This is a genomic window from Mesorhizobium sp. LSHC420B00, assembly GCF_000503055.1.
Lineage (GTDB): Bacteria > Pseudomonadota > Alphaproteobacteria > Rhizobiales > Rhizobiaceae > Mesorhizobium.
Genome location: NZ_AYVY01000024.1, coordinates 1 through 11810, shown reverse-complemented (window position 1 = coordinate 11810; position 11810 = coordinate 1). Strand labels below are relative to the sequence as shown.

At 60.6% G+C, this 11810-nt stretch carries 9 protein-coding genes, 4 pseudogenes and 1 riboswitch; of the genes and pseudogenes, 4 read left to right on the top strand and 9 right to left on the bottom strand.

What is annotated here, in order from left to right:
* Positions 1–230 precede the first annotated feature (230 nt).
* The 3 genes and pseudogenes from X760_RS75165 to X760_RS65715 all read right to left on the bottom strand — a co-directional run bounded on the left by X760_RS75165 (position 231) and on the right by X760_RS65715 (position 3305).
* Positions 231–749: an FAD-dependent oxidoreductase gene (locus tag X760_RS75165; RefSeq protein WP_348633247.1), complete on the bottom strand. Its 519-nt coding sequence runs from the start codon at positions 747–749 to the stop codon at positions 231–233.
* Between the two features lie 3 nt (positions 750–752).
* Positions 753–1353: pseudogene (locus X760_RS78925) on the bottom strand (phosphomethylpyrimidine synthase ThiC); the annotation flags it as partial.
* 177 nt (positions 1354–1530) lie between these two features.
* Positions 1531–1646: riboswitch (TPP riboswitch) on the bottom strand.
* 501 nt (positions 1647–2147) lie between these two features.
* Complete coding sequence (locus tag X760_RS65715) at positions 2148–3305, bottom strand: porin (protein WP_023721406.1); 1158 nt, start codon at positions 3303–3305, stop codon at positions 2148–2150.
* A gap of 1068 nt (positions 3306–4373) precedes the next feature.
* Here X760_RS65715 and hemN point away from each other — a divergent pair.
* The gene (gene hemN / locus X760_RS65710; RefSeq protein ID WP_023721405.1) at positions 4374–5714 is read left to right on the top strand and encodes an oxygen-independent coproporphyrinogen III oxidase; all 1341 of its coding nucleotides are present in this window, start codon (positions 4374–4376) and stop codon (positions 5712–5714) included.
* Between the two features lie 227 nt (positions 5715–5941).
* Here hemN and X760_RS0139055 read toward each other — a convergent pair.
* Positions 5942–6169 (bottom strand): annotated as a pseudogene (locus X760_RS0139055) (VapC toxin family PIN domain ribonuclease); the annotation flags it as partial.
* Between the two features lie 8 nt (positions 6170–6177).
* Here X760_RS0139055 and X760_RS78155 point away from each other — a divergent pair.
* Positions 6178–6501: pseudogene (locus X760_RS78155) on the top strand (transposase); the annotation flags it as partial.
* A 10-nt stretch (positions 6502–6511) separates the two neighbouring features.
* Here X760_RS78155 and X760_RS65705 read toward each other — a convergent pair.
* The gene (locus tag X760_RS65705; RefSeq protein WP_023721404.1) at positions 6512–7474 is read right to left on the bottom strand and encodes a membrane protein; all 963 of its coding nucleotides are present in this window, start codon (positions 7472–7474) and stop codon (positions 6512–6514) included.
* A 186-nt stretch (positions 7475–7660) separates the two neighbouring features.
* On the opposite strand from X760_RS65705, the pseudogene X760_RS78150 reads away from it, so the two are divergent.
* Together X760_RS78150 and X760_RS78920 are read left to right on the top strand one after the other, a co-directional pair.
* A pseudogene (locus X760_RS78150) lies at positions 7661–7834 on the top strand (3-methyl-2-oxobutanoate hydroxymethyltransferase); the annotation flags it as partial.
* A 273-nt stretch (positions 7835–8107) separates the two neighbouring features.
* Positions 8108–8713 carry a cold-shock protein gene (locus X760_RS78920; RefSeq protein WP_280940429.1) on the top strand — a complete coding sequence of 202 codons (606 nt, stop codon included), beginning with the start codon at positions 8108–8110 and terminating at the stop codon, positions 8711–8713.
* Positions 8714–8829: 116 nt separating this feature from the next.
* Here X760_RS78920 and X760_RS65695 read toward each other — a convergent pair whose 3' ends face one another.
* The 4 genes from X760_RS65695 to X760_RS0139045 form a co-directional block, all read right to left on the bottom strand.
* The gene (locus tag X760_RS65695) at positions 8830–9912 is read right to left on the bottom strand and encodes an HPP family protein (RefSeq protein WP_023721401.1); all 1083 of its coding nucleotides are present in this window, start codon (positions 9910–9912) and stop codon (positions 8830–8832) included.
* Positions 9913–10636: 724 nt separating this feature from the next.
* Entirely contained in the window at positions 10637–10897 is a 261-nt protein-coding gene (locus X760_RS65690) for a hypothetical protein (RefSeq protein WP_023721400.1), read from the bottom strand.
* Positions 10894–11151, bottom strand: a complete 258-nt coding sequence (locus X760_RS65685; protein WP_023721399.1) for a hypothetical protein — start codon at positions 11149–11151, stop codon at positions 10894–10896. Before X760_RS65685 ends, X760_RS65690 begins: the two co-directional genes overlap by 4 nt.
* Positions 11152–11336: 185 nt before the next feature.
* Positions 11337–11810, bottom strand: a 474-nt coding sequence (locus tag X760_RS0139045; RefSeq protein WP_031194654.1) for a TCP-1/cpn60 chaperonin family protein, incomplete at its 5' end; no start/stop codon positions are given.

The window sequence follows — 11810 nt, the reverse complement described above, 5'->3', positions numbered from 1 at the left end:
TTGTGCATCGTGGGTACCTGTAAACGCGAATTCTCAAAGAAAAGACGCTCCTTACCTCTCCCTCCCGCCACGATCATCACGGCCGCGCCCGCGCTCACTACGCCGCGACGCCCGCGAGATCGGCTTCTCGGCAATCGCCCCGAGCGAGACATCACGCGTATGGAGGATCAGCATTTCACCGCGCATGCCGCGTAAATCGTCGTCGGCCCGCGCGATGCCCGTGCAGTCGATCACCTGATCAAAGCCGGAAAAGCCAACCTCGCCCGTCTCGAAAAGGAAAACGACGCCCATCGCACGCAGTTGCCGGCGAGGGCTTCGAGAGCCCGACGGGGATCGAGATGAGCTTCGCTACAAAAAAACAGGCTCTGATGAAAGCGGCCGGCAAGATCGGGCTCGAGGGCGGCAACAACCTTTTCGTCGACGCACTCATAGTTGCGCGAACGAGCTGCAAAACGGGCAAGCTCGAAGGCATCGCGCTGATGGGCGACGACGAGAGTGCCGGCCCTCGTCACCAGCGCGGGCAGCGCCCTTTCCCACCAGTCGGCTGCAACGTTGCCGAAAGTGACGACCGCCTCCTCGGCGCCTTCGCGTTCGCACCAAGCGGCGAGCATGCCGCCGGCGAGCCAGGAGGCATTGCCGCCGATCTGGCTGCGAATTTCAGCAACCGTGACGGATGCACCCGGCGCGGCCAATTCATGGGCAACGGTGAGGCCTGCCACACCCGCGCCTTTGACAAGAATGCGGCGCATGGCTCAGCGCGCCCTCTGATCTTCCTGCGCTGAGGCCTGTTTTTCCACCTCGGGCGTTTCGACCGGCATATAGAGATCGCCGCCCTCGCGGTATTTCGCCGCCATCGCCGCCATGCCCTCCTTCTGCGCTTCGGCGCGAATGTCGTGAGAGATGCGCATCGAGCAGAATTTCGGCCCGCATATCGAGCAGAAATGTGCCAGCTTGTGCGCTTCCTTGGGCAAGGTCTGGTCGTGGAAGGACCGCGCGGTTTCCGGATCGAGCGACAGGTTGAACTAGGCCTCCCAGCGGAACTCGAATCCGGCCCGCGACAGCGCGTCGCCGCGGATGTTCGCCGCCGCGTGACCCTTGGCCAGGTCGGCGGCATGGGCGCTCGCCAGTCACAAATCCGTTGTCTTCCGGCCGGACATGGCGGCCGTCACAGGCTTCGACATCGCCACGCGCGGTAATCCATTCGTGGCGAAGCCGGGCAAGGCCTTTTTCGATCCTGGTTTTGATGGCCGGATCGGTGTAGGGGCCGGACGGATCGTAGACGGTGACTGGCGGTTCGCCGGCCGTTGGATGGACTGCAATTTCGCGCATCGGCACCCTGATCTGAGGGTGAATGCTGCCATGCTTGTGGATCTTGCGTGAGGCGGGCAGCGGTCCCGTCGGGACGGCGGGGGTGGGGGCATTCATCATGAGGCTCCTTTGCTCGTGCATTGGAGACCCAGTTCTGTGCCGGAAGAATGAAAAGACGCTTTGGTCGACCTGCTCGAAACAGGACCTCGGGCGTGAACTCCCGCAAAGCGCTTGCACCGTCCCTACGCCAGTATGAACTGGATCAGGTTCAACGGGTCACTGCGCCGCGAAAGCCAGCAGTATCTCAGCCCCTTGCCGGGACTCCCCTGGGTGAATGCTTCAGGTTGAACGGGCGAGCGGTATCTTGCCAAGCGCATTCGGGCCGCGGTGGTGATCGTCGGGCGATCGTCTCGGCCAGGCGCAAGATCGGATGGAGCATCGCCTGAGAATCGTCTGTTCCTCGATCAGCCTCGCTTATGCTCTGGAGCTTGTTCTCTCGCGCCCGAATTTCCGCGGGGATGGCTGAACGGAGGCGATCCATTTGCGATTTTCAAGTGCGTCGGGCCGCACCCCAGTTCGGAAAACCTGGCCGGGTAGTGCTGGATGGCAGGGTCCGTCAAGCGGGCGGAAGGAATGAGGAAATGAAAGAGTTGCAGATCAAAACGCATAATCGAGCGATGAATATCGCCTGCGCGATCATCCGGACCAGATCTGATATGAAACATCGTCCGGCCCCGAGATCGAGGCTCCAATCTCGTATAGCTTCCATACGACGTTCTCTTGGAGTGTTGCGGGATTGGTCCGCTCAACCGGATCTCGAGCTCAACCCTTTCATCCCGTTAGAATGAGCGTTCGAAACGCAGGATTCCGGCGACACCGCTCTTCTTGTTGGCGTTGGTCCAGTTCACGTTGGAAGCGTCCACCTTGCCGACGGCGAAGTTGCCGTAGCGGCTATAGTCGAGTTCCGCCGTAACTGTGAAATCTGGAAGAAACGCATAGGCGACGTTTGCAGCGACACCATGGTTCTTGAGCTGATCACCGGAGAGCTGAAGGTTGAACGAAGTTGTCTCGTTGAGGTTGTAAGTGGCGCCAGCCCAGAAAGCCCAGTTCCCACCCCAACTCTTATAGAAGCCGCGACCATGAGCGTCGATGGCGTTCGTGGAGTCGTCGTTGAGCTTGCCGTTGGAACCGTAGCCGAGCATTCCGAACAGCAACAGTTCGTTGGTGACATTGATGTCGACACGGACCTTGGCGGCCACCGATTCGTAGTTGCTATCATAAGCGGCAACGCCGGTGATCGCGCCCCAGCCATGTGTGTATTTCAAGCCGCCGACTACGTGCGGAGAGTAGCTGTCGATTGTGCCGACCACGCCCGAGCCTTCTTCGAGCGAAACCACGGCCGAAAAGCCGGCCCCCGCGTCGAAGTAGTACTGAACCACATTGGTATCGAAAGCGCCGTACGGAACCGGCGTCTGGTTGAGTACGTCAACCGCGCCGCCAATAAACATGTCGAAGGCCGACCAGTCCTTACCAACTCGGAGGCCACCAAGCTGAATCCAGGCGAAAGTCAAGGTGCTGTCTCCGTTGAAGGCATAGGACCGAGAACTGTCCGAAACCGAAGTGTGGCGGTTACCGAAGTTCATGCGGGTTTCGGTGTAGGTCTTCAACGTGCCGAGTTCGGTCTCCTGGCCGGTCCAAGTTTTCAATGTGAAGCGCGTGTTGTTTTGCCATGTGTCCTGATGCTCACCAGTCCTCACATCGGAGGTTCTTGCGTGGTCAAACAATCCGACATGGCGCAAGCCGATGTCGTAACGGACATAGCCGCCGATGCGCAGGCAGGTCTCAGTGCCTGAAATGTAGACGTAGCCCGAGCCGTAAACGTCGCAGATTTTAACGTACTCAGTCGGGTCAGGCTCGGCAACGGCGGTCACGGCGCGAGCGTCGGAAACGGCAATCAGTGCCGCAGTTGAGCCGAGGAGGAGGCTCCTAATGTTCATTGTTGATCTCCGTTCAAACAGTAAAAGGGATGGACGTCAGTGAATGAATTTTTGCTAAGGAACCATTCGATAACGATGCGCATTGAGTGAATTTTTGAGCAGTTTTGATGCTCTCGTCATGCCAGATGTTCATGAGAAATTGAGAATACTATTGGGTATTATTGTTACAGATATGCAATTGTTATTACAAATATAATTATTGCCGAAACGACGCCATTCAACATTTCTGTACAAACCATCACCGGTCATCTCCGCTAGTTGTGGGCGGGCCGTCACAAAGGCTTCTATTGCAAATGACGTGCCATCCTGACGACGCAGCTGCGGCTTGAAGCTCAAGTGTGCCGGCGGACCTTGCTTGGCTCTTCCTTCCTTTCTGCCTTGCGGATCAATCCAAGCACGAACGGCAAACGTTTCGGCTACGGTTCGTCTGTTCGCTTCGCGACAGTTTCGTTCAATGGCGACAGCTTTGTTTGCTGTGAGTCCCGACGTTGAGACATCATGCGGCGGGCGCCGCTCGGTACGACGCCGTCATTTTGGCGAGCGCGATGGTCGGTAATCACGCGCTGAACGCGCAGCCTTGCCTTCACCAGGCAGCCTTGCCTTCACCAGGGAGTCAGTAGGCGCGCCAGCCTTGGCATTGCGGCGGACCTGACGGTCGCGTCGAGCAGGCTCTCGTCCTGATAGACGGCGCGCCACAGCTAATGCTTCTTGCCAGCAATTCACAAAACGAGCTCATCGAGATGCCAGAGATCACCATGGGGCTGCGCTAGCTGGCGAGCAAAGTCTGGTCCCAACGCGGTGTTATCTCGTTGGATGCGGCAGCCGCTCAGCAGAATCTACGCGACCAGGCGCTGGCTGAAGGGAAGGGATGGTGGAACCAAACGGTCACGCGTGAGGGTCGCGGCGGGAACAGCCATGGCCAGTCGCTGACCGTCCAGCCAAGATTGAACGGCCGCTATTGCTGCGAAATACAAGTTTCGAGCCCAAAGCGGAACGGACTGACATAGCGCAAAGACACAGGCGAGCGCAGCGGTAAGGTTGGTGGTTATCAGCATGGGACGGTAACTGTTGCAGACCACGAAATATCGAGAGGCCCGGCTGCCTTGGTACACTATCTATCCGACTGTGTCGGAGTTCTCTGGGGCGGTCGGCGCCGAGGCTTATGAGGAATGGCTCAAGAACCTGCCGGCTGACGGTCCGGTGTCACTCTATCTGCACGTTCCGTTCTGCCGATCAGCGTGCTGGTATTGCGGCTTTCCCACCACCATCACCCGCCATGATGCGCCGATCCTCAACTATCTGGCGACCGTGCGTGAAGAGATCCGTCTGGTTGCGGAGCGAGTGCCGCAGACGTTGCCCGTGAGCGACATACATTTCGGCGGCGGAACTCCGTCTCTCATAGGACCACCCGAGTTCCTCGCTCTGATAGAGTTCCTGCGACGCCGCTTCGCTCTGTCGAAAACAGCTACGGTCGCCATCGAGATCGATCCACGCACGTTCACGGTCGAGATGGCCGAGGCCTTAGGAGCGGCCGGCGTGAACCGCGCGAGCCTCGGCGTGCAGAGCTTCGATCCAATCGTTCAAAAAGCGATCAACCGGATCCAGAGCGAGGCCCAGACGTCGGCTGCCGTGGAAATGCTGCGTCGGCACGGCGTGAGCCGCATCAACTTCGATCTCATCTTTGGTCTCCCGCATCAAACGGTGCAATCCTGCGTCGAGACAGCGAGGGCGGTGGTCGCCATGCGCCCCGACCGGCTTGCGGTGTTCGGGTACTCGCACATTCCATCCCAGATAAAGAATCAGCGCCTCATCGAGGAGGAATTTCTGCCGGACAGCGCTGCCCGCGCTGAACAGCATGCGGCTGTGGCCGTGACGCTGATTGCCGCCGGCTACCGAGAGATCGGGCTCGACCATTTCGCCTTGCCGGACGACGAGCTCGCGCTGGCACAGAAAACCGGTCGCCTGCGGCGTAACTCGTTGGGCTACTCGGCCGACACCTGCAGAACCCTGATCGGTTTCGGAGCGTCGGCTATCGGCCGCATCGGCCAAGGGTACGTTCAAAACGAAGTTACACGGGATTCCTACATCCAGCATATCGCAGCTGGCCGTCTGGCGACGTCAAAGGGCTATCGCCTCACCGACGACGACCGCGTGCGAGCCGCAATTATCGAGCAACTAATGTGCGATCTCGAGGCCGATGTGCAGGCAATCTGTGCCGCCCACGGATCTGATCCGATCCGTCTTCTCGATTCAGCTGAACGCTTGGCGATGCTGGCCGAGGACGGGATAGTGGACTTCGAAAACGGTTTTGTCCGCGTACGGCGGGAGCATCGCTTTGTGATTCGTGCTGTCGCTGCCGCGTTCGATGCTTTTCTCGATCGGGATGGCCGTAAGCATAGCCCCAGGTGAGGGCAAGCATCCAACCGGAAGCTAAACTCGACGCCCTTGGCCGAGGCCTGTCATGAAGCGCGCGTCAAGGATGCGAAAAGCAGAGCTGATCCGCCTATTTCATCTCATCTTCAATGACATCGACCTCGTGGCTGCCACCGAGGCGTTTCCATATTGATCGTGGTAGGTGCGGGATATCTCGGTGTTTCGCCGTCAGCGCATGAAGATCCCCGCCATGTGATGGGTCAGGAGATCGCGGTGGCTGCGATCAGCCCGTCCATCGATGACAGACCGCGGCCACGCCGCTTCGCGAGGCCCGTCAGGTCGCCCCAGGCCAAGGCAACCAGTTCGTCCACCGGCAGGACTCTCGACTCGAAGCGCTGCGGCAGGTCCCGGGCGAGCCATTCGGCCAGTGCGTCACGTTTCCGACCTTTGTCCATGAGGGCAGCGCCGCGCCGGATCTCGGCGATCGACACAGACCCGCATTGACCCTACGCGGCTGGTCTTCCTGGATGAAACATGGGTCAAGACCAACATGGCGCCGTTGCGCGGCTGGGGTGTGCGCGGCAAGCGGCTGATGGCCCACGCACCATATGGCCATTGGAAGACGATGACCTTCATCACCGCGCTGCGGCAGGATCGGGTGGAGGCGCCTTGGGTCATTGACGGACCCATCAATACGCAGGCCTTTCGCGTCTATGTCGAAACCGAACTCAACAAAACACTGAAGCCGGGCGACATCGTCATTCTCGACAATCCCGGTTCTCACAAGGGCCAAGCCGTCCGCGACATCGTCAGGGCTGCTGGCGCAAGGCGGGTCAAGCCCGCGAGAGCGGCAATTTTGTTCCGGCTATCACCCTCTCGTCGAGAACGGCGTGACGGAAGCGATAAAGTTGCGCCGGCCGGCCGCCGGTTTCCGCGGTTGTCTCACCGGTTTCCTCGACCAGCTCCTGCTGCTCGATTAGCCGGCGAAAGTTCGGCTTTCGTACGAGCCTGCCGGCAAGCGCCTCCACGGTGCGCTGCAGCTGCAAAAGCGTGAAGACCGGCGGCATCAGTTCGAATACGACCGGCCGGTATTTGATCTTGGAGCGCAGCCGCGCAATGCCGGTCGCCAGGATGCGACGATGATCGGCGATCATCGATCTGCCCGAGACCGAGGTGGGCGCAGCGGAATGTCCGGCGCGTATTGCTTCCTCCACCAGGGCGGCTTCGTAGAGCAGCTCATAACGTTGAAGCGCGAGTTCCTCGTTCCAATGGCGGTCGTCAAAGCCGAAGGCGATCGCCGCCCGCCGTCGTCGGTCGAGGCGTGTCGTACTGTCGTCAGTGCCATCCGCCCATTCCATCAGGCGCGGCCGCAATTCGTCCAACACGACCGCCGGTGTGCCGGAGCGGTGATCCTCCCACGGGAAATAGTCGTACCAGCTTCCCCAGTGTCGCCCGGCCGGGTCGCCAGCTTCGTCTTGGTGGGTGAGCGCCAGATAGCTGATAGAGACCACGCGGTCGTCAGCGCCAACCCTGTCGCGATCGGCGAAGGTGTAGAGCTGTTCGATATAGCCGAGCGGCTGGCCGGTCTGTTGTTCCACCCATCCCCTGAGGCCCGACTGCAGCGAACGGTGAGCAAGCTCGAACGGGCCCGAGGGCAGGGCGTTTGCCTGCGGGATGGTCAGAACGCAGGGGGCGCTGCTGTCCATGGCGACCACAACGGCGATCAAGTCCGCATTGACGTCGTTGGCCTTGCCTCCAGCTCCGCCTTTCCTAGTCCCTTTTGCGCGTTCGTCCATGGTCCCCGAGGTTGTTGAGCAGAGCCCCGCCGCGTAAGCGGCTGAACCGATTGAATTCCGTTTTTGTCTGATAATTGTCGGCGCGTCAACACCACCCGTCGTGGCGATTTTAGCTCTTCGCAGCTGCACAAAAAGTGCCAACGCGACATCCGTGCTTGGGGAAGGAGGCCCATTGAGTGCGCCGATTCAAAGCTCGTCGATCGACATTCCGACGTTGTTCTCGTCGGCGACAGCGCGGCATGGTTCTCCATGGCTTGGCGTCGACGCTGGGCGTGACGCTGGAGATGATAATCATGCACGGTCAGGCCTGCGCTCCTGGAGCCGGCGCAAATGGTCGTCGACCCGCCGTTCGGTTCCTTTTGAAGAAACCCGGAGCAGGCTTTCCGCAATGCCTGATAAAGCCCTTCCAGTGCGCCCGCGCCAGCATCATCGCACTCGCACTCCAACACAACCTATGCGAGTCAGTAAATCGACTCGCCGGCACTATTGTTTCAGGGGAAATGAATCTAGTTTCAAAGGGTTCGGCCGATAGGCCGGGCACAGCTGCGGCCTTCACGGCCTTTTTGACATAAACGCGTCGCCCGATTGAGATTATCTTGACGGTAGCGCAGTGCGCCATCCATGCCAGTCGAGATGATCATGGGCAAATATCGAGACCATCGCGAGCCACGCCGGCATCGCTATGACGATGACCCCGTTTCCTTTTCGGAACGGACTTCCGAGCCAAGCTATTTTCAGCGCCCGCCGCCCGTGACGGCAGATCCTGTCGATGCGGAGGTATTGTGGTTCACAGTCAGCAAGGGTTTTGGCTTCGTCAAACTGTCGGACGGCACGGAGGCCTATCTGCACGTGCGAGTGTTAGAGGCGGCCGGAAGCCGGGATGTTGCCGCGAGGACGCCTCTCAAGATCACGGTCGAAAAAAGTCCAAAAGGTCATCAAGTCGCGCAGGTGCTGGAGATCGGCGATCACCGCTCGAAAACTCCGTCACATACGCGCGTCGCTGGAGGGACCTTCGTTGAAACCGGTGCGCAGCTGGAGAGGGGGGGCACGGTCAAGTGGTACAAACCCGAAAAGGGCTTCGGCTTCATTGCTCCTGACAACGGTGAGAAGGACGTCTTCGTTCATGCCAGCGCCCTGACGCGCTCAGGGCTCAGCGTGCTGGTGGCGGGACAGAAGGTGTTTGTCGAAGGCGGGCAAGGCAAGAAAGGCTGGGAAGTCCGGAGCATTCGCCTTGCCTAGACGGCGATGCATTGCTCGCCTCGAAGGAGATGCCGGAGAGCGTCGGGCGGCCGCCATACTGCTATCCTATTGGCGCCCCATCGGGTTCCCGGATTGAGCAAGTCCGGATCCCTATTTTATGCCGCTGCCAGCGTTGTGTCCGCCATGTGCACGCGCGCTGCCGCTGCCAGCAGGTCGGTCTGGGTGATCAGCCCAATAATGCGTCGCTCGGCATCGACGATGACCACGGCATGGCTGCGGCCGTCGGTGAGCACCGGCAGCAGGCTCATGGCCCGCGTATCGGGAGAGGCGGTGCCAGCCTTCGACATCACAGCCCTCACCGCGTCGGTCGCCTTCGTCAGCTCGCGCAGGCCAACTACACCGACCAGCCCGCCCTCGGCGTCGGTCACCGGCAGCGTCCGGATGTTGTGATCGAGCAGCAAGTGACGCGCCTGGTCGGCAGGCGCATGTTCATCGGCCGAAATCACATCGCGCGACATGATGTCCTCGCACAGCAGGGTGCGGTGGGAGCGCACCATCGCCTGCAACTCGACCTGCCGCAGCAGCCGCTCAAGATCGTTGCGGTCGATATCGAAGGTTTCCTCCAGCGCGCCGAGCGCGGCATCGATATCCTCGGGCTGGAAGCCGACCCGCTCCCGCGCCGGCGGATCGATGGTTCCATGCGCGCTTTTAAGGGCGGGGGCCGCCACATGTGGATAGTTGCGCCGCGACAGTTTATGGATGCCGTAGCCGAGTGCGACCAGCACGATCGAGTTCAGCGCTACCGGAACGAAGGGAAACAGCAAGCCGGAACTGAAGACGGCCGGTCCGCCGAACACCGCAGTTAAGGCGGTGGCGCCACCCGGCGGATGCAGGCAGCGCGTGAACGACATGGCGGCGATGGCCAGCGCCACCGCAATGCCGGTAGCAAGAACGGGTTCACGCACGAAATGCGCCACGATCACCCCGACCAGCGCCGAAATCGTATTGCCACCGATAATCGACCAAGGTTGCGCCAGCGGGCTTGAAGGCACGGCAAAGAGCAGCACGGCCGATGCTCCCATTGGAGCAACTAGCAGTGCGACATGTGGGCCAGACCCGTTCGCCAGCGCACTGATCACGCCAGTCAATGCGATGCCGATCATGGCCCCGATGCAGGCGAGCAGCCGCTCGCGCAGCGTTGCACCGGCAAGGATCGGAACAAAGAGACGAAACGCCATGGCATACCCTTGGGCGAGTGGTCGGAACTCCGCGCTCCGCAATGCAGGCAAAGCCACAGATTTGGAAGTTAAGCCAATTCGGAAAGTCGGCTCACGGGGGAATACTTTTGCGCGAAACGGCCATTGCCAAATGGGTGCAGACATTTTGATCGGCCAGAGAAGGCAGACGGCACGCTGATCCGCTCGAGCGCAGCTAGAGGCCGAGGGCTGCCGTGCCGCGGGCAGCCGGAAATGGGGATGGTCGGAGGTCGAGCTGGGATGGACACTAAGGAATTCAGAGGCTTCGAAAAGCGTGCTGACAATGTCGGCATGGCAAGACAAATCAGGCCCTTGTCGCTCCACTTCCGAGGCGAACTCCAGCGGAGTACAGCTTCTACGCGGTGCTTGGTCTGCCTGTCCTTGCCACCATCGGATTCGTTGGCGTCATGCTGAAACGTCCACCTGTAGCCGCTGAGAAGACGACTGCCGCCAGTGCCGTTGTGGAACCGCTATATGACGGCGGCTTGGTTACAGAGCCGGCTCGTGTCGATCGGGCGGGGGAGCCTGATGTGACGTACATGGTCCAGAAAGTGGCCAATGAAGGTGCTGGCATCGTCAACGTGATCAGGTCACGTAATAGCGGTAATACAACCGCGACCACGAGCCTCTCAGGCGTTCGATGAGGCGGGAAAATCCGATCACCAGACCAAACGCGTTTCCGCCACACTGCCACACACGAAACCGATCAGGTCACGTTCCAGGCTCGCCAGAAGATTGGAGCCAAGGCCACCTCGGCTGAACTCTGCCATGCCGCGGCCGCCACCTCTTCCAGCGGCGGTAGAAAACGTGGGTCAGCAGCGCCGGCATGGGCGAGCAACTCCCAAATCGCGAGCAGCGCCATCGGCTCAAGCGGCCGCAGATGTCGGCCGATGAAGCGGAAGGGCGGCGGTGCGATGGAAGCGCCGTGCGACAGCCTATCCAGACCTGTAATCGTGATCAGGCTCATCTGGGTCTCCGGACGCCAGCGTTGCAGATGGTTTTAGGCAAACGTGAGCAGGCCGTGGATCCCAATCCGGTCAGGCCGACCACGATCATGGCCGAAAGAACGAGTTCCAATTGAAAGAGCTGACGACCATAGGCGATCAGGTATCGGAGCCTTTCGAACGATGCGATGAGTTCTACCGCAACCAGGGTCTGCCAGCCGTTGGCAAGGCCTTCTCGCAGCCCTGTAAAGATCGACGGCACGGCGGAAGGCAGCACGAGTTTCGACCAGCGGCTGAACGAAAGGACACGGCCAGACCCCGTCTCACGATGACGCCGTTGCGCTTCGCCGCCATCAGGCTGGGTAGAGGACTTGCACGTCTAAAGCTGTCGATCATGCTCGGCACACAAAAAAGGGCGGCATTGCTGCCGCCCTTTCCGCTGTAGGTTGATAGGGGGCTGGATTAGAAATCCATACCGCCCATGCCGCCCATGCCACCGCCGGGCATACCAGCCGGCATGCCGCCGCCAACCGACTCCTTCTTCGGAGCCTCCGCGATCATGGCTTCGGTGGTGACCAGCAGGCCGGCGACCGAGGCCGCGTCCTGCAGAGCCGTGCGCACAACCTTGACCGGATCGACGATACCCATGGCGATCATGTCGCCATATTCGCCGGTCTGGGCGTTGTAGCCGAAGGTTGCCCCCTTGTTCTCGAGGATCTTGCCGGCGACGATAGATGCTTCCGCACCGGCGTTGGCCGCGATCTGGCGGGCCGGAGCCTGCAGCGCGCGACGCACGATGGCGATGCCGGCGGTCTGGTCGGAGTTGGCGCCGACAGCCTTGATGCTCAGCGAAGCGCGCAGCAATGCGACGCCGCCGCCGGGAACGATGCCTTCTTCGACGGCCGCACGGGTCGCGTTGAGGGCGTCATCGACGCG

Coding starts and splice junctions, on each gene's coding strand:
- X760_RS75165 (WP_348633247.1), bottom strand. CDS start 749: ATGCGCCGCATTCTTGTCAAAGGCGCGGGTGTGGCAGGCCTCACCGTT.
- X760_RS65715 (WP_023721406.1), bottom strand. CDS start 3,305: ATGAACATTAGGAGCCTCCTCCTCGGCTCAACTGCGGCACTGATTGCC.
- X760_RS65705 (WP_023721404.1), bottom strand. CDS start 7,474: ATGGACGAACGCGCAAAAGGGACTAGGAAAGGCGGAGCTGGAGGCAAG.
- X760_RS78920 (WP_280940429.1), top strand. CDS start 8,108: ATGATCATGGGCAAATATCGAGACCATCGCGAGCCACGCCGGCATCGC.
- X760_RS65695 (WP_023721401.1), bottom strand. CDS start 9,912: ATGGCGTTTCGTCTCTTTGTTCCGATCCTTGCCGGTGCAACGCTGCGC.
- X760_RS65690 (WP_023721400.1), bottom strand. CDS start 10,897: ATGAGCCTGATCACGATTACAGGTCTGGATAGGCTGTCGCACGGCGCT.